The 17,450-nt window shown below is 68.3% G+C and carries 11 protein-coding genes; 5 read left to right on the top strand and 6 right to left on the bottom strand.

What is annotated here, in order from left to right:
- Positions 1-45: 45 nt before the first annotated feature.
- Positions 46-2,037, top strand: a complete 1,992-nt coding sequence (locus ACRB8A_RS07625) for a serine/threonine-protein kinase (RefSeq protein ID WP_056598815.1) — start codon at positions 46-48, stop codon at positions 2,035-2,037.
- A 91-nt stretch (positions 2,038-2,128) separates the two neighbouring features.
- Here the strand turns inward: ACRB8A_RS07625 and ACRB8A_RS07630 are convergent, their stop codons facing one another.
- Positions 2,129-3,022: a TIGR01777 family oxidoreductase gene (locus ACRB8A_RS07630; RefSeq protein WP_056598818.1), complete on the bottom strand. Its 894-nt coding sequence runs from the start codon at positions 3,020-3,022 to the stop codon at positions 2,129-2,131.
- Between the two features lie 74 nt (positions 3,023-3,096).
- On the opposite strand from ACRB8A_RS07630, the gene ACRB8A_RS07635 reads away from it, so the two are divergent.
- Complete coding sequence (locus tag ACRB8A_RS07635) at positions 3,097-6,603, top strand: S41 family peptidase (RefSeq protein WP_285241826.1); 3,507 nt, start codon at positions 3,097-3,099, stop codon at positions 6,601-6,603.
- A gap of 280 nt (positions 6,604-6,883) precedes the next feature.
- On the opposite strand, the gene ACRB8A_RS07640 is transcribed toward ACRB8A_RS07635, so the two are convergent.
- The 5 genes from ACRB8A_RS07640 to ACRB8A_RS07660 form a co-directional block, all read right to left on the bottom strand.
- Complete coding sequence (locus ACRB8A_RS07640; protein ID WP_050685718.1) at positions 6,884-7,312, bottom strand: OsmC family protein; 429 nt, start codon at positions 7,310-7,312, stop codon at positions 6,884-6,886.
- A 147-nt stretch (positions 7,313-7,459) separates the two neighbouring features.
- Positions 7,460-7,813, bottom strand: a complete 354-nt coding sequence (locus tag ACRB8A_RS07645) for a hypothetical protein (RefSeq protein ID WP_050685719.1) — start codon at positions 7,811-7,813, stop codon at positions 7,460-7,462.
- Between the two features lie 126 nt (positions 7,814-7,939).
- Positions 7,940-9,670 (bottom strand): 2-oxoglutarate dehydrogenase, E2 component, dihydrolipoamide succinyltransferase, encoded by a 1,731-nt coding sequence (gene sucB, locus ACRB8A_RS07650; RefSeq protein WP_056598824.1) that lies wholly within the window; start codon positions 9,668-9,670, stop codon positions 7,940-7,942.
- 115 nt (positions 9,671-9,785) lie between these two features.
- Entirely contained in the window at positions 9,786-11,168 is a 1,383-nt protein-coding gene (gene lpdA, locus ACRB8A_RS07655) for a dihydrolipoyl dehydrogenase (protein ID WP_050685721.1), read from the bottom strand.
- A gap of 245 nt (positions 11,169-11,413) precedes the next feature.
- Positions 11,414-12,940 carry a leucyl aminopeptidase gene (locus ACRB8A_RS07660; protein ID WP_285241827.1) on the bottom strand — a complete coding sequence of 509 codons (1,527 nt, stop codon included), beginning with the start codon at positions 12,938-12,940 and terminating at the stop codon, positions 11,414-11,416.
- A gap of 259 nt (positions 12,941-13,199) precedes the next feature.
- Between ACRB8A_RS07660 and ACRB8A_RS07665 the strand changes: the two genes are divergently transcribed.
- From ACRB8A_RS07665 to ACRB8A_RS07675, 3 genes are all read left to right on the top strand, one after another.
- Positions 13,200-14,138: a proteasome assembly chaperone family protein gene (locus ACRB8A_RS07665; protein ID WP_050685723.1), complete on the top strand. Its 939-nt coding sequence runs from the start codon at positions 13,200-13,202 to the stop codon at positions 14,136-14,138.
- 51 nt (positions 14,139-14,189) lie between these two features.
- Positions 14,190-15,551 (top strand): MFS transporter, encoded by a 1,362-nt coding sequence (locus ACRB8A_RS07670; RefSeq protein WP_432245908.1) that lies wholly within the window; start codon positions 14,190-14,192, stop codon positions 15,549-15,551.
- Between the two features lie 158 nt (positions 15,552-15,709).
- Complete coding sequence (locus tag ACRB8A_RS07675; RefSeq protein ID WP_285241829.1) at positions 15,710-16,984, top strand: DUF4192 domain-containing protein; 1,275 nt, start codon at positions 15,710-15,712, stop codon at positions 16,982-16,984.
- Positions 16,985-17,450: the final 466 nt, after the last annotated feature.

Here is a 17,450-nt window from a genome sequence, read left to right on the forward strand (position 1 = left end):
TGGATAACTTCTGCAGCGACGGCCGGATTCCGCTACACCTGAGGGATGGATGATCTGCAGGAGCCGATGGTGGCCGGTTACTCCACGGGGCGGCTGCTGGGCAGCGGCGGGAGTGCGTCAGTGTGGCTTGCCACGGAACAGCGCACGGGCCGCGAGGTGGCCTTGAAATGCTTCCGGGAGCCGGGTGGCACGGCTTCCGGCCGCGCCATGAACGCTGATGCCATCCGGCGGGAAATCCGTATCCTGTCCGTCCTTGACCATCAGCACCTGGTGCGGGCCCACAGCGCTGTTATCCCGTCGGCCGGAGCAGGCGCCGGAACGGCTGCGCTGATCATGGACTACGCACCGGGAGGCTCGCTGGCCGGGCTTGTGGCGGCACGCGGCCGGATCGGCGTGGGGGAAACGGTTACGGTCCTGACGCCTATCGCCCAGGCGCTGGCCTACCTGCACGGAAAGGGGTTCACCCACTCGGACGTGTCGCCCGGCAATGTCCTGTTCACTGTGCACGGCAAGCCGCTCCTTTCCGATGTTGGCCTGGCCCGGATGCTGGGTGACCCTGCCGCTGCGGGTCCGGCCGGCACGCCGGGCTTCCAGGACCCGGCCCCGGTGGACGCCGTCAGGGCGGGCCTCCAGCCGGAGCGTGACGTCTACTCGGTGGCTGCCTTGGGCTGGTTCTGCCTGACGGGCCGCGCCCCGGCGCGCACCCTCGACCGCATGCCGCTCTCCCTGCTGGTGCCGGAGGTTCCGGCGGACCTCGCCGCCATCCTGGAAGCCGGCCTCAGTGAGGACCGCCGGCTCCGGCCCACAGCTGCTGCCCTGGCAACGGCCGTCTACCGCAGCGCGGCGGCGGCGCCGCTCGACCTGTCTTCGTCCGTCCACCCCTCGGTGATTCCGCACCTGCTGACGCGACGGCCGGCCCCGGAACCATCCCGGAAGGCCGCCGCCGCTGCCAGGCTGGGGAACGTCCGACGGCGGCTGGCTACCTTGGGGCGGGACGGAACCGGCGCCCGGATCCCGTTCCCCGCCGTCACCCGACAGCCAGGGGACGGGCAACCGGTTCGGGATTTCCCCGCGCCCGTGGCGCCTGACCTCCCCGCGGTGCCAAAGCACCCAGCTGTCCGCGGCAGGCACACCGACAGGGCCAGGGGCGGGCGGCGGCTGGTCATGGCGGGGCAGCGTCAGGGCCGGGGTCCACGGCTGTGGCACCAACCCCGGGCAGCAACAGGGACAGGGACTCGGCGCCGAGCTGGGGCAACCCTCCGCACCGCCGTCATTGCAGCCGCAACCTGCGCCGCGGTCGTAGCAGGGCTGGGGCTGGCAGCGCTGGGGCTGGGAGCGACGGGACCGCTGGGGATCGCCGGAGCGCGGTGGCCAGGCAGCACCGGACCGGCGTGGATCCTTGCGCCAACCGCTTCGCCCGGAGGGGCGGCCAGTCCCGCGGATCAGGGTTCCGGCGCCGCAGCGGATTCCAGCGCCGCACCCGAGCCCAACGCCGCAGCGGATTCCAACGCCTCCAACGCGGCAGCCGGCCCACCGGGCGCCTCAGACGGCCCTAACCCGGCAGCGAACGACGAGGCTTTCGGAGCTGCCAGGGGCCTGGCAACGGAAGCCGACCCTGCCCGGGCAATCATGGGCCTGGCTGCGCTCCGGGACCAGGCCTTCAGGACGCAACAACCAGAGTTGTTGGCGGGCGTGAATGCACCCGGCTCAGCGGCTGCGGCGACGGACACTCTCATCATGGACGGCCTGCTGGCGGCCGGCCGGCGGTTGTCAGGGTTCACCAGCACCCTGACAAACGTGGCGGCCGAACCCGGTCCGGCCGCACCGGCAGCCCCGGAGGGACCGGCCGGCGCGCCCCCGCCGCCAGGCGGCCGGGCCGTCGTGGGCGCCACGGTGGCTACGTCGGCCTACAGCGAAGTGGACGCACAGGGTTCCGTGCTGGCCGCAGTTCCTGCCGGGGAAGAGCAGCGGCTCCGCGTGGTCCTGGTGGAGTTCGCTGGCTCGTGGCGTGTCAGCGAGATCCTGGCCGGCGGGTGACCGGCAGTAGCGGCCGGCTTAGAAGCACCCGGGCCCGGATCCAGCACCCGGCCCGGATCCAGCTGCCGTTCCGGATTCAGCTGCGGCCGGATCAGTCTTTGCCGGCCACCCACCCGGCAGCCGCCGCCAAGGTGGGGTGCTGCCAGTGGAAACCGGCGGCGGAAAGCACTCCCGGCTCCATCCGCACGCTGGAGAGCAGGAGCTCCTCCGCGAGGTCCCGCATGAGCAGCCTCAGGACCGGCGCCGGGACGCGGAACACGGCCGGCCGGTGCAGTGCACGGGCCAGGGCCGCCACGATGGTGTCAACGTCTGCCTGCTCCGGCGCGCACAGGTTGACCGGCCCGGAGATTTCCGACTCCAAGAGGAAGAGGAAAGCTGCCGACACATCCGGCAGGGTGACCCAGGGCCAGTACTGCCTGCCGTCGCCCAACGGCCCGCCTACCCCGAGCCGCATCAGCGGCAACAGCTTTCCCAGCGCCCCACCGGACCGGCTGAAGACCACTCCGGTGCGGGGGTTTACCACCCGGACCCCGTGCGGGGCCCTGGCCGCAGCTTCCTCCCATTCAAGGCACAGCCGCGAAAGGATCGCCGATCCTGCCGGCGAGTTCTCGCGCAGCACCGTGTTCCCGGTGTCGCCGTAATAGTTCGAACCGGACTGGCTGAGGAACGTGGCCGGTGGGACGTCCAGCTTGTGCATGGCCTTGGCCAAGGTCCTGGTGGAGTCCACCCGGGAACTGTATAGCTCCGCCACCCGGGTCCGGGTCCAGGGCCGGTCACCGATTCCGGCGCCGGAAAGGTTAACGACGGCGTCCGCGCCGGCCAGGACGCCGGGGTCCAGCTCACCGCGGGCGGGGTCCCACCGGGCTTCCGTGGCGGCTGAAGGCTCCCGCCGCACCAGGGAGATCACCTCGTGCCCGGCAGTGCGGAAAGTGGCGGACATGTGGGTGCCGATCAGTCCCGAAGCTCCGGCGATGACGATGCGCATGCTCCATCTCACCATGGCCGCGGTTCTCCCGGCACGTGCCACGGTGGCGTGGATGGTTTGACTATGATCGAACGATGACCTCTTCGAGCTACCTCCGATTCCCGCACCTGCACGGCGATCTGGTCACCTTTGTGGCTGAGGACGACGTATGGATTGCACCGCTGGGAGGCGGCCGGGCCTGGCGTGTTTCCGCGTTGCAGCTGCCCGCCCGCAACCCCCGCTTTACGCCGGACGGCAAGCGGCTGGTCTGGTCGGTGGTGCAGGGAACGGCGCCGGAGGTGGTCACAGCGGAAGTTGATGGCGGCGGGTACCGGCAGCTCACCTACTTCGGCCACGCCACCACCCGGGTCAAGGGTTTCACTGCCGGCGGCTCCGTGGTGGTCACCAGCGCCTTCCGGCAGGCCGAAAGCCGCCACACTTACGCTTACAGCGTTCCGTTGGAAGGCGGCGCGGCCGAAGAGCTCCCGTTCGGGCCTGTGGAGTCAGTGGCTTTCGGTCCGGAGCTGGGCGATGAGCGGCCCGTTGTTGTGGCCTCCGTATTGTCCCGTGAACCGGCCTGGTGGAAGCGCTACCGGGGCGGTACCGCCGGCAAGCTGTGGATCGACTCGGACGGCAACGGCGAGTTCGACCGGCTGCTCCCCGACCTGGACGGCAACATCGCCGACCCCATGTGGGTGGATGGCCGGATCGCGTTCCTGTCGGACCACGAAGGCTACGGCAACCTCTACTCGGTGCTCCCCGGCGGCAAGGACCTGCGCCGGCACACGGACCACGAGGACTTTTACGTCCGCCATGCGGCTTCGGACGGTACCCGGGTCATTTTCGAGTCTGCCGGCGAACTGTGGGTACTGCATGACCTGCAGTCCGACGCCGTCCGGCTGGACATCAGCCTCGGCTCTGCTTCCCAGTCACGCCGGCCGGCGCTCCTGAAGACCACCAGGCACCTGGGCGCCGTGATCCCCGACGAAGCCGGCAACGCCAGCGCCATCGAGGCGCACGGCACCATCCACTGGCTCCGGCACAAGGACGGCCCCTCGCGCATCATCGAGGCCACGCCCGGGGTCCGGGCACGCCTTCCCCGGCCTGTGGCCGGCGGCCGGATCGCCTACGTCGCGGACCACGACGGCGTCGAGGCGCTTTACATTAAGGACATCGCCGCTCCGGTCCAGCACAGCGGCGTGGTGACCACACCTGCTGTGCCGGCGAAATCCGTGCCCGCCACGGCAGCGGCACCCGCCGTCGCAGCAGCCCCGGCGTTGCCGCAACCCGTCCCCGCCGCCGGCTCCGCCGTGTTGGCCCGGGACAACGCCACCGCTCCGGCCGGCGACGACCAGCAGGCTGACGTCGCCCCCGAAACCGGCGCTGCCGAAGCGGCCGCGGACGCCGCCGCGGCCCGGCCGGCTGACGCCGACGGAAACGCCGTGCGCATCAACCTTCCGTCGCCGTCGCGCACCAGTTCCCTGGAAGCGAGCCCGGACGGCCGCTGGCTTGCGGTGGGCACATCCTTCGGCGACCTGCACCTCGCGGACACCGCCACCGGTGCCCTGACCCTGGTGGCCAGCATCGGTGAGGGTTCCATCTACGACCTGGCCTGGTCCGCGGACTCGCAGTGGCTGGCGTGGGCTGAGCCCGTCACGTCGTTTGGCACCCGGACCAAGCTGCGCCTGGCCAACGTGACGGAGCCCAGGACCGGGCCCGTGGAGGTGACGGACGGGCGTTTCTGCGACCGGTCGCCGGCCTTCACCCCGGACGGCAAGTTCCTGGCCTTCCTGTCCAACCGCAGCTTCGACCCTGTCTACGACGGGCATTCCTTCGACCTTTCCTTCCCCAGCCCCATCAAGCCGTACCTGGTGGCACTGGGTGCCCGGACGCCGTCGCCGTTTGGTCCCGCCGTTGATAACGACGCCGGGACGGCAGCCGGGGAAACCGCCGGCACTGACGGGACGGAACAGTCCGCCGTGGTGGTGGATGCGGAAGGCTTGTCCCACCGCGTCATCGGCGTCCCCGTCCCGCAGGGCAACTACACCGCCCTGAAAGCCACGGACGGGGCCCTGCTGTGGCTCGACTGGGCCCTTGCCGGGGTTACGGGTGACGGCAAGGCCAACAAGGACGACAAGGATGCCCGCCCCAGCCTGGTCCGGTTCGACCTGGAACGCCGCAAGCAGACCACACTGGTGGATGCGGTGGACAGTTACCGGCTTTCCGGTGACCGCGCCAAGGTGGTGCTGATCGCCGACAAGCAGGTGAGCGAGGTCCCGGCCGATGCGAAGGCGGATGAGGAGTCCGGCAAGCTGGTCAAGGTGGACCTGGGCCGGATCCGCGTGATGATGGACCCGCTGAGCGTCTGGGGCCAGGCCTTTGATGAAGCCTGGCGCCTGCAGCGCGATTTCTTCTGGACCGAGGACATGGCCGGCCAGGACTGGGAATCCATCCACAAGCGCTACCGTCCCCTGGTGGACCGCCTGGGCTCGCACGATGACCTGGTGGACCTGCTCTGGGAGCTGCACGGCGAACTCGGAACCTCGCACGCCTACGTCAAGCCCGCCGCGGTGACCGAACCCGGCAGCCACGGCCAGGGCAGGCTCGGCGCCGACCTCAGCCACACCCCGGCGGGGTGGGAAATCACCCGCATCCTGGCAGGCGAATCATCTGATCCGCTGGCCACCTCGCCCCTCACCAGGCCCGGGGTCGGCGCCAAGGCAGGGGACATCCTCCTCGCCGTGGACGGCGTCCCGCTCTCCGACGTCGTCACCCCCGCCATGCAACTGGTGGGAGCTGCAGGCCGGGCCGTCGAGTTGACCCTCCTGAACGGTGCCGCCCATGGCGAAGCCGCAGGATCCCAGCGCCGTGTCGCTGTGGTCCCCGTCAAGGACGAGGAACGGCTGCGCTACCAGGAATGGGTGGCTGCGAACCGGCGCACCGTCCGGGAGGCATCCGGCGGCACGTTCGGCTACCTGCATATCCCGGACATGATGGCCAATGGCTGGGCGCAGCTGCACCGGGACATGGACACCGAGACGGCGCTCGATGGCCTGATCGTGGATGTCCGCCGCAACCGCGGCGGGCACACCTCGCAGCTGGTGGCAGAGCTGATTGGCCGAAAGGTCACCGGCTGGAGCATGCCACGCGGCGAAAAGCCCAGGACCTATCCGGACCACGCGCCGCGCGGCCCGGTCATCCTCCTGGCGGACGAGTTCGCCGGCTCCGACGGCGACATCATCACCCAGGTCTCCAAGCTGCGGGGGATCGGACCCGTCATCGGCACCCGCACCTGGGGTGGCGTGGTGGGCATCGACAACCGCTTCAGCCTGGCCGACGGCACCGGGGTCACCCAGCCGCGCTACGCCAACTGGTTCGGTGGCGGTGTTGGCTGGGGCGTGGAAAACTATGGTGTTGATCCGGACATCGAGGTGGCCTTCCCGCCCCACGCCTACGCCGCCGGCCGTGATCCCCAGCTTGAATACGGCATTGGTGCGCTCAAGGAAATGGTCCAGGAACTGCCCACCGACCGGCCCCCGGCCCGCGAGGGATACCGCCGGTTGCGCCCGGCCCCGTTGCCGGCCCGCCGGCAGGGAAAGTAGGCGCAGCAGCGCGGACAGGCGCTGCCTGACCGGGCACCAGGCTCCCCGGGGGCCGGACCGGCAATGCCAGCTCCGGCGCCCGGGGAGCTTTTTTGTGCCGGGCATGTTCCGGATCCGCCCGGCAGCAAAGCCAATCTCCAACCCCGGCGCAAGTCCGGTCCGTCCGGGTCCGGCCGGATATGGCACAGGAATGGCCCCGTCCCAGCTGGGACGGGGCCACTCCTGCGGGCCGGTCACCGGCCCTGTTCAAACCATCCGGCGCATCTGCGCCGCTGTCGGCTCAGGCGTCGAGCGTGGCGTCCAGGGTGATGTCGATGCTGGCGAGGGCGCCGGAAACGGGGCAGCCCACCTTCGCAGCAGCGGCGATCTTCTGGAACTCCTCCTCGGAGATGCCGGGAACCTTGGCTGACATGGTCAGGTGGCTACCGGTGATGCCGGTGCCGGGGACAAAGGTGACGTCAGCCTTGGTGCGGACTTCCTCCGGGTTGTGGCCGGCGGTGGCCAGTTCGTTGCTGAATGCCATGGAGAAGCAGGCTGCGTGGGCCGCGGCGATGAGCTCTTCCGGGCTGGTCTTGCCGTTGGCCGCTTCGGTGCGGGCCTTCCAGGTGACATCAAACGTGCCCAGGCCGGAGGTAGCCAGGCTGGTGGTTCCGGAACCCTCCGTCAGGTTCCCGTTCCATACGGCGTTTGCTGAACGCGTTGCTGCCATGTTCACTCCTCAGGTTGATTGTTACCGGGGCAGGCTACTGCCTGGGCCCCGCCTTGTTCCATCCTAGGGACTTCGCTTACGGCGCGCGACGGATGTCCGCTGTCAGTGGATTGTGACTTTGACGGAGCTGCCCGGCAGCGCAGCGGGTCAGTTCCAGATGGTGGCGATCGCGATATTGATCAGCGCAAGGCCGCCCACGCCGTGCGCCAGGCCGGTGGAGACGGGCTGGCCGCTCCTGGCCTTGCGGACGCCAACGATGGCGAGGACTGCAACCACAACGGCGATGACCAGCTTGATCCCGAGCTTCGCGTAATTGGGGTCGGCGTCCGGCATAAAAGGCAGCAGGCCCATCATGGCGATGCCGGTCAGGAGCTGCAGGAAAGCGCCGTCGCGCTGGCGGGGGTGGACCGTGGGTTCCTTGATCGTGGCAATCCAGTAGCCCACGATCATGGCCGCCCCGACGATGTGCAGGAACACCAGGATGCTGAAGAGAATAGTCATAATCCCAGCTTAGCCAGTTTGTTCTACGCCCTGTAGCAGAAGGCGGTTAAAGCACGACGGCGGCGCAGGGCTTCCGGAGGTTTCCCTCCCTGGCCTTGCACCGCCGTCGTCAAGCGGTTGAGCGGGTTAGAGCCCGAGGTCCGCTTCGAAGGCGCCTTCTTCGAGGCGTGCCTTCAGGGTCTGCAGGAAGCGGCCGGCGTCCGCGCCGTCCACCAGGCGGTGGTCGTACGTGAGCGACAGGTACATCATGGACCGGATGGCGATCGAGTCGTCGCCGTTTTCGTCAGCAACCACCACGGCGCGCTTGACGATCGCACCGGTGCCCAGGATGCCCACCTGGGGCTGGTTGATGATCGGTGTGTCGAACAGGGCACCCACGGAACCGATGTTCGTGATCGAGAACGTACCGCCGGACAGTTCGTCCGGGCCGATCTTGCCACCGCGGGTGCGGCCTGCAACGTCGGCGATCTTGGCGGCCAGCCCGGCGAGGTTCAGGTTGCCGGCGTCGGAGATGACCGGGACCAGCAGGCCCTTGTCGGTGTCGACGGCGATCGCCAGGTGCTCGGCGTTGTGGTACGTGATTTCCTGCTTGTCCTCGTCGTACGCAGCGTTGAGCTTGGGGTGCTGCTTGAGGGCTTCAGCCACTGCCTTGGCGATGAACGGCAGGAAGGTCAGCTTGACGCCGTTCTGGGCCTGGAAGGAGTTCTTGGCCTTGGTGCGGAGCTTGGCCACCTTGGTCATATCAACTTCGTGGACCTGCGTCAGCTGGGTGGAGATCTCCAGGGATTCGCGCATCCGGCGGGCGATGACCTGGCGGATGCGGGGAGCCTTCTGGCTGGTCCCGCGCAGGGACGATTCCGCGACCGGCGCCGGTGCGGATGCTGCCGGTGCTGCGGCCGGAGCGGCAGGGGCTGCCTTGGCTTCGGCGGCGGCGATGACGTCCTGCTTGCGGATGCGGCCACCCACGCCGGTTCCGGCGAGCGAGGTGATATCCACGCCGTGCTGGTTGGCCAGCTTGCGGACCAGGGGAGTGACGTAGCCCGACTCGGAGGCTGCTGCTGCCGGGGCCTCAGCCTTGGGGGCTTCGGGTGCCGGAGCTGACTTGGGGGCCTGCTTGGGCGCTTCCGGTGCCGGGGCAGCCTTCAGTGCCTCTGCCTTCGGTGCCTCTGCCTTGGGGGCTTCAGCCTTCGGTGCCTCCGGTGCGGGAGCGGCCTTGGGTGCTTCAGCCGGTGCTGCTGCTGCGCCGGAGCCGATGACGGCCAGGACAGAGCCAACCTCTGCCGTTTCGTCCTCGTTGACGCGGATTTCCTGGAGGGTGCCGGCAACGGGGGACGGGATTTCCGTGTCCACCTTGTCGGTGGACACTTCGAGCAGCGGCTCGTCGACCTCGACGGAATCGCCCACGGCCTTGAGCCAGCGGGTGACGGTGCCTTCGGTGACGCTTTCGCCGAGCGCCGGGAGGGTAACCTCGTGGCCTTCGCCGCCGCCGGCTGCCGGAGCTTCCTGCGCCGGTGCCTCTTCGGCCGGGGCTGCCGCGGGGGCTTCCTCAGCTGCTGCGGGGGCCTCTTCGGCCGGTGCTTCTGCAGCGGGTGCTTCCTCTGCGGGCGCGCCGCCGCCGGAGCCGTCGCCGATCCGCACCAGCGGTGCGCCTACTTCGGCGGTCTCGTCTTCAGCGACCAGGATTTCTTCAATCACGCCAGCTACGGGAGAGGGGATTTCAGTGTCTACTTTGTCGGTGGAGACTTCGAGCAGCGGCTCGTCCACCTCTACCCGGTCACCTACCTGCTTAAGCCAGCGGGTGACGGTTCCTTCGGTGACGCTCTCACCGAGGGCGGGCAAGTTAACGGATTCAGACATGTCGTCCCCGTTCTCCTTATTGATCTTTGATGCGGATGAATGCTGCCTTGTTTGAAGCCTAGTGCACCCGGAAGTCGGGTCCAGGTGCACCAGGCCCCAGGAACTACGGGGAAAATTAGCCGTGCAGGGCCTTGCCGGCGAGGGCCAGGTGGGCTTCGCCGAGGGACTCGTTCTGGGTGGGGTGGGCGTGCAGCAGCTGGGCCACATCCTCCGGGTACGCTTCCCAGTTCACGATCAGCTGGGCCTCGCCCACCTGCTCGCCCATGCGGGCACCGATCATGTGGACACCCACCACGGGGCCGTCCTTCTGGCGGACCAGCTTGACCAGGCCGCTGGTGCCCAGAATCGAGCTCTTGCCGTTGCCGGCCAGGTTGTATTCCTGGGTCTGGACCTGGTCCTCGCCGAACTTCTCCTTGGCGGCCTTCTCGGTGTAGCCCACGGTGGCGATCTCGGGCTCGGAGTAGGTGACCTTGGGGATGTTGATGTCTTCGACCACTACGGGTTTCAGGCCGGCGATTTCCTCGGCCACGAAGATGCCCTGCTGGTAGCCGCGGTGGGCCAGCTGCACGCCGGGGACAATGTCGCCCACGGCGTAGATGTTGCCCACGCCGGTGTGCAGGCGCTCGTTGGTGATGACGAAGCCGCGGTCGATGGTGACGCCGGCTTCCTCGTAGCCAAGGTTGGCGGTGACGGGGCCACGGCCCACGGCCACGAGGAGCAGGTCGGCTTCAAATGTCTTGCCGTCCACCAGGGTGACCTTGACGCCGTCGTTGTTCTGCTCGACGCCCTGGAAAAACACGCCGGTGGAGAACTTGATGCCGCGCTTTTTGAAGGCACGCTCGAAGTTCTTGATGATCGTGGCGTCTTCGTTGGGGACCAGCGACGGCAGGCCTTCCACAATGGTGACGTCCACGCCGAAGGACTTCCAGACCGAGGCGAACTCGACGCCGATGACGCCGCCGCCCAGGATGATGACGCTCTTGGGGATGGAATCCATCTTCAGGGCCTCATCGGAGGTGATGACCTTGCCGCCGATTTCCAGGCCCGGAAGGGTGCGGGAGTAGGAGCCGGTGGCCAGGATGATGTTTTTGCCCTTGTAGGCGGTGCCGTCCACAACAACGGTGTCGGTGCCCTGGAGCTTGCCTTCGCCTTCGATGACGGTGATGCCCTTGGACTTGATGAGTCCCTGCAGGCCCTTGTACTTGCCGGCGATGATGCCGTCCTTGTACGCATTGACGGCAGTGATGTCGATGCTGTCGAGGGTGACGTTCACGCCGTACTTGGCGGAGTCACGGGCGTGGTCGGCCAGTTCGGCGGAGTGGAGCAGGGCCTTGGTGGGGATACAGCCGTTGTGCAGGCAGGTACCACCCAGCTTTGCCTTCTCCACGAGGCCCACGGTGAGGCCAAGCTGTACGGCCCGGAGCGCTGCAGCGTATCCGCCGCTGCCGCCACCGAGTACCAGGATGTCGAATTCTTGCGCAGTTGCCTGATCGGCCACTTAAACGCTCCCTCGCGTGAACGATGACGCGATCCGCGCATCATCTGGTCTTGGAACTAGCACTGCCGTGATTATGCCAGCAGCGCCATTCCCTTGCATTTGTGACTACCGTGGTTCACCTTAGCGAACCACTTATCCATGCTCCACCTTGGCACAGTGTTTGTGGCGTGCTTGTGGCGAGTGTCACGCGGCCCTGTGGCGGACGGATCAGCCCGCCCGCCGCAGGGCCGTGCGACGGCTGGAACTCAGGCCGCTGCGGCCAGGATGTCCTCGACGTATGCCACCAGGGTCCGGACGGTGCAGCCGGTGCCCTGCTTGTGGGTATAGCCGTATGGGCTGCCGTTGTTGAACGACGGGCCTGCGATGTCCACGTGGGCCCACGGGATCTGCTCGCCGTCCTTGCCCTCGCCCACAAACTCCTGCAGGAACACCGCAGCGGTCATCATGCCGCCGTGGCGTTCGCCGATGTTGGCCAGGTCGGCCACCTGCGAGTCCAGGCTGGGACGCAGTTCCTCCGGCAGCGGCATGGGCCAGACCAGCTCGCCGGCGCGGTCCGCTGCCGCTTTCAGGGCACCGGTGACGCTTTCGGAGCCCATGATGCCGGCTGTCCGGTTGCCCAGGGCGATCAGCTGCGCGCCGGTCAGGGTTGCCACGTCGATGATCGCGTCCGGGTATTCGCGGCTGGCGGCCACGATGCCGTCCGCCATGACCAGGCGGCCTTCGGCGTCCGTATTGAGGACCTCCACGGTCTTGCCGCCGAACATGGTCAGGACATCGGCCGGGCGGGATGCGGCGCCGGACGGCATGTTTTCGGCGATGCACAGCCATGCGGTGGCCTTGACGGGCAGGCCCAGGCCCGCGAGGGCCAGGACGGTGTTAAGCACGACGGCGGCACCCGCCATGTCCGACTTCATGTCACCCATGCCGAGGGCCGGTTTGATGGAGATTCCACCGGTGTCAAAGGTGATGCCCTTGCCCACCAGGGCGATTTTCGTGGTCGCCTTGGCGGGGGAGTACTCCACCTTGACCAGCCGGGGCTGTCGGGCCGAGCCCTTGCCCACGCCCATGATGCCGCCGAAGCCTTCCTTCTCAAGCCGCTTCTCGTCCCAGACGGTCACCTTGACGGGCAGGCCCTTGGCCAGTTCCTTCGCGGACTCGGCGAATGATTCCGGGTAGAGGTGGCTGGGCGGCTGGTTGACCAGTGACCGGGTGGCGTTCACGGCCCGGCCCAGCAGGGTGGCGCGCTTGAGGGCCGCGGGAACGTCCTTGTCCCCGGCAAGGGCGGTCAGGATCACGGCGTTGCTGACAGGTGCCTTCAGGCCGTCCTGCGAGGACCGGAACTCCGTGAAGGAGTAGGCACCCAGCGCGGCACCTTCGGCGACGGCCGCGACGTCGGCCACGGATGCCGTCGGGAGGGCCAGGGTCACCGTGGTGAGACCGGCAAGCTGGCGGACGGCGGAACCGGCTGCCCGGCGGAGTGCCTCTTCGGTCAGCGGCCGGGTGGCGGATACCTTTCCGACGCCGGCCAGGACAAGCACGGGCGCGCCTGTTTCCGGAAGGCCCGGAAGCCGGACTGCCTGGTCGGCCGAGCCGGTGACGCCCAGGGCCTTCAGGGAATCGGTGAGGGTTTCGGCGGACTTGGCCGTCAGCGGGTTCGCCAGCAGGAACGGCCCGTCGGTGCCCTGTCCCACTCCTATGACCACTGCGTCACTGGGGCTCTTGACCAGGTCCCGGGAGAGGGTACTTAGGTTGATTTCAGCGTTCTTGACCACAGGGATCAGTCCTCAATTCTCGAAAGATGATTCGCAGCAGGATGCATGTTCGGCGTCCTGCCATGGTTGCCCGGATGCTGCCGTTCTGGACGCGGTCCGGGTGTCTGCGGGCCCGTCCGGCAGGCCAGTTCCGATCGTAGTCCTTCCTTTGCGCCGGGATGGAATCCATTGAGAGCTGCGCCACACCGGCAGTCGGAATGCACGGACCGCCCGCCGTGTTGTACTGGGAAACCAACCGTTCCCGTGAAAGGAACATGCCGTGCTTGAACGGATTTCCGGCTATCTGCTGGACCCCGATGCGCTCTATGCCAGCAACATCGAGCTGTTCCACAGCCCGGAGCTGCGTGGCTTGAACCTCGTGATGGGATTCACTGGCTTCGCTGACGCAGGCCATGTGGTTAAGCAGGTCAACACCGAGCTCCTGGACTCCCTGGACGTCAAGCCCGTTGCGGTCTTCGATGCCGACCAGCTGATCGACTACCGCTCCCGCAGGCCGCACCTGACCTTCGTTGAGGACCACCTGCAGGATTACCAGGAACCCAAGCTTGCCCTCTACCGGCTGGTGGACGGGCTGGGGAGCCCGTTCCTCCTGCTGGCAGGCTTCGAACCGGACCTGCAATGGGAGCGGTTTGCCCGCGCCGTGGTGGGCATCGTGGAGAAACTCGACGTCAACCTGGTCACCTGGCTGCACTCCATTCCCATGCCTGTGCCGCACACCCGGCCCGTGGGTGTGACGGTGCACGGCAACCGCCCCGACCTCATCGAGGGCATCTCGGTGTGGAAGCCCACGGTGGAGGTCCCGGCCGCCATCGGACACATCCTGGAACTGCGCCTCATGGAGGCCGGCCGGAACGTGGCGGGCTACGTCATCCACGTCCCGCACTACCTGGCCGACGCCGAATACCCGCCGGCCGCCGTCGCCGGTCTGGAATACCTTGGCGCCGCAACCTCGCTGATGATGCCTACGGACAGGCTCCGCGAATCCGGGCGGGACGTCAGCCGGCAGATCGCCGAGCAGATCGACGCGTCCGAGGATGTCCAGCAGGTGGTGGCGCGGCTGGAAAGCCGCTACGACGAGAAGGCCGAAGGGACCGTGCGCCGGTCCCTGCTGGCCAACGAAAATGACCAGCTGCCCGACGGCGATGAGCTTGGCGCCGCCGTGGAGGCGTACCTGGCCAGGGAGAACCCCGGCCAGTAGGTGGTTCCCCGGCGGCACGGCTGCCGGCGGGGGTGTGGGCATAATGAGGGGGTGACTGCTCCCCGCGCCTGGCTTATCTGGACCGTTGGAATTTTCGGGTACCTGGTGGCGGTGTCGCAGCGGACATCGTTCGGCGTGGTGGGGCTCGAAGCGACCGAGCGGTTCCACGCCAGCGCTTCAGCCATCTCCTTCTTCACCGTCCTGCAGCTCCTTGTTTACGCAGGGCTGCAGATCCCGGTGGGCCTTCTGGTGGACCGGTTCGGGTCCCGGGCCATGATTGTGGGCGGTGCCGTTCTGATGGGGCTGGGCCAGCTGCAGCTGGCTTTCGCCGACAGCATCCCCGCCGGGGTGGCCGGCCGGGTCCTTGTGGGCGCCGGCGACGCCATGACCTTCATCTCGGTGATCCGCCTGATCCCGCTGTGGTTTGCCCCGGCCAGGGTGCCCTTGGTGACCCAACTGACGGGCATGTCCGGGCAATTGGGCCAGCTTTTCAGTGTTCTCCCCTTTGCGTTTGTCCTGCACACGTCCGGCTGGACCCCGGCGTTCCTGATGCTGGCCGGGACGTCCGCCCTCGCCGTCCTCCTCGTGGCGCTGTTCCTGCAGGACGCCCCTCCCGGAACGGCCAGGCCCGCTCCCCAGCAGGGTTTCCGGGCCACCGGCGCCTCGCTGGCCCGCGCCTGGCGGCAGCCGGGGACGCGGCTGGGCATGTGGAGCCACTTCACCATCCAGTTCAGCGGCACGGTGTTCGCCATGACCTGGGGGTATCCGTTCCTGATCTCCGGCCAGGGCCTTGACGCCGGCACGGTGGCCGCGCTGATGGCACTTTATGTGGCCGCCGCAATGGCCGTGGGCCCGTTCATCGGCCGTTTTGTATCCCGGCATCCGCTCCGGCGTTCCACCATGGTGCTGCTCATCGCAGCTGCCACCGCCGCCGGCTGGGCTGCCGTCCTCTTCACCCCCGGCAGGGCGCCGCTGTGGCTGCTGGCAGGGCTGGTGGTGGTGCTGGCCATCGGCGGACCGGGTTCGATGATCGGTTTCGACTTCGCCAGGACCTTCAACCCGGCCCACCGGATCGGCACGGCCACCGGAATCGTCAACGTGGGCGGCTTCATCGCGGCGCTGGTGGCGATTTTCCTGATCGGGCTGGTCCTGGACCTCCTCTACGCCAGCGGTTTCTCCAACGGGGAACTGTATGGACTGGAGCCGTTCCGGCTTGCCTTGGGCGTCCAGTTCCTGTTGCTGGGGGTTGGTGTTGGTGCTGTGCTCGTGTCCCGGCGCAAGGTGCGGCGGCAGATGGCCGCGCAGGGGGTTGTGGTGCCGCCACTGCGCAGCGCCCTGGCCAGGCAGCGCCGGGAGGCGCTGGCCCGCCGCAGGGGTACCGCCGGGTCCGACGGCAACACGGACCAGGTGTAATTACCACTGACAACCGGGGCGCACACCGCCCGGGCCGCGGCCTGCGCGTCGGGCGCCGGCGCGTGACTTCTCCTCCACCGGCGCCTCCGCCGGCGGGGTTGTGCACATAGGGGACAGGTCCGCTTACCGCAGCGACGGTGCCGGCGGACAGTGGGTCCATGACTGCACCGCAACCGCTGAGTGTCCATGGACCCGAAGACATCCTCGCCTTCATCCCGCATTCGCTGGGCTATTGGCCCTCGTCCAGTGTGGTGGCCATGACCCTGCACGGGAAGCGGCTTGGGGCCACCCTGAGGCTGGACCTGCCCGGGCCGGCGGGGCTTCGGCGCCCGGAAGCCTTTGCCAGGGCCGTCCGCGGCTACCTGCAGGCGGACGGTGACGCGGACGGCACACTGGTCGCTGTTTTCGGTGGGACGGCAGCTGCCCCCGCCCCGCAGCTGCACCAGCTGTTGATGCTGGAACTTTACGATGCCCTGCAGCGGGCAGGGATGCCTGTCCGCGATGCGTGGTACGTGGGGGACAGGTACTGGCGCGGCGCCTTCTGTGTTGATTCATCGTGCTGTCCGGCACCGGGCAGGCCGGTCCAGCAGATCCTGGACAGCCGGCTGTACGCGGAAATGGTGTTCCAGGGCAGCACCGTGGGACCTCCACCGGATGGGTCTCCTATCGGTGACCAGTGGGCAGCCGACTATTTGGCAGCCGTGCGCGCGGCCCGCACCGCGTGGCGCCGCAAGCTGGAGCGGCGACGCGGCAGCCGGGAGCAGTTCCACCTGGTCCTGTCGTACTGGGCAGCGGTCCTGGGCCGGCCTGCGGGGGAACCGCTGCTGCCTGCGGCGGACCGGGACGGTTTCCTCTTGGCCACCCTGATGGTTCCCTGCCTGCGCGACGCCGTCCTGGTGCAGGCCGCGGCGGGGCGGACCACGGCAGTCGCGGGGGCAGCACAGTTCGGCCTTCTCCGCGACGGGCCGTTCCCCAGACCGCTGTCGCCGTTGCCGGCTGGCGACCTGCCCGGCCGTCAACCTGGCGGTGATGCTGGCAGTGGCAGTGGCAGTGGCAGTGGCACAGGCGTTGGTACCAGTGCCGGCCAGGTGTTCGGTTACGGTGATGTCCTCCTGGGGCTGGGACCGGAAGTGCCGGATTGGCCCCAGCTCGAGGCGCTCGACCGGATGCTGGCGCACCTTGCGCTGGCGGGCGGGAAGTCCGCTGCTGCGCCGCTGACTCTGCAGGGCTGGGTTGCGTGGTGCCGGGGGAGGGGCTCCGTCGCTGCTGCCTACTACTGCCGGGCGCTCCGCGCGCAACCGCAGTACCGCCTGGCCGGGCTGCTGCTGGAGCTGGACCAGCGGGGCACCATCTGCGGCTGGGCGGCAAGGAAGGAGGCTGCGTGGCAGAAGTTCAGCACTGATCCTGAGCGGGGAACCGGACAGCTTGGCTGAGGGGCGTGCGGGCCGGAGGGGCGACAAGGTGTGTGGTCCCGAGCGGTGTGTGTGCCTGAACGGTGTGTGGTCCTGAATGGTGTGTGTGCCTGAACAGCGTGCGCGGCTGCACGGCGGGGGACCGGCTGGCGGAGGGCGGACGGGCGGGATGGGCGTAGCGGCCGCAGGGGCGCGGGCAACCAGTGGCGGAAGTCGCCGCCGGTAGCGAGTGGAGTGCGGGACGGCGGCCGGAAGTTTCGGCTGGCAGCGGCTGGAGTGCGGGCGTCCAGCAGGCAGTCACGGGTGGCATCGCGGGAGAGGAGTGTCGGCAGGTAGGTCCGATCCGGCGAAACCGTGAGACAATGGACGCCGAGACCCGGTTGGGTCCGTGTGTCAAGAGCTTGTGTTGGGCCCCTCGGGGAACAATTCAGCCACTCCGGCAGTTGAGTTAACAGACTCTGCCGGCCGTGGTGGCGCTTGATTTCCA

The organism is Arthrobacter sp. G.S.26 (assembly GCF_050847375.1).
Taxonomy (GTDB): Bacteria; Actinomycetota; Actinomycetes; order Actinomycetales; family Micrococcaceae; genus Arthrobacter.

What these genes read in the sequence shown, in the direction of transcription:
- ACRB8A_RS07675 (WP_285241829.1), top strand. Translation starts at nt 15,710, where the DNA reads ATGACTGCACCGCAACCGCTGAGTGTCCATGGACCCGAAGACATCCTC.
- ACRB8A_RS07630 (WP_056598818.1), bottom strand. Translation starts at nt 3,022, where the DNA reads ATGCGCATCGTCATCGCCGGAGCTTCGGGACTGATCGGCACCCACATG.
- ACRB8A_RS07625 (WP_056598815.1), top strand. Translation starts at nt 46, where the DNA reads ATGGATGATCTGCAGGAGCCGATGGTGGCCGGTTACTCCACGGGGCGG.
- ACRB8A_RS07645 (WP_050685719.1), bottom strand. Translation starts at nt 7,813, where the DNA reads ATGACTATTCTCTTCAGCATCCTGGTGTTCCTGCACATCGTCGGGGCG.
- ACRB8A_RS07635 (WP_285241826.1), top strand. Translation starts at nt 3,097, where the DNA reads ATGACCTCTTCGAGCTACCTCCGATTCCCGCACCTGCACGGCGATCTG.
- ACRB8A_RS07640 (WP_050685718.1), bottom strand. Translation starts at nt 7,312, where the DNA reads ATGGCAGCAACGCGTTCAGCAAACGCCGTATGGAACGGGAACCTGACG.
- sucB (WP_056598824.1), bottom strand. Translation starts at nt 9,670, where the DNA reads ATGTCTGAATCCGTTAACTTGCCCGCCCTCGGTGAGAGCGTCACCGAA.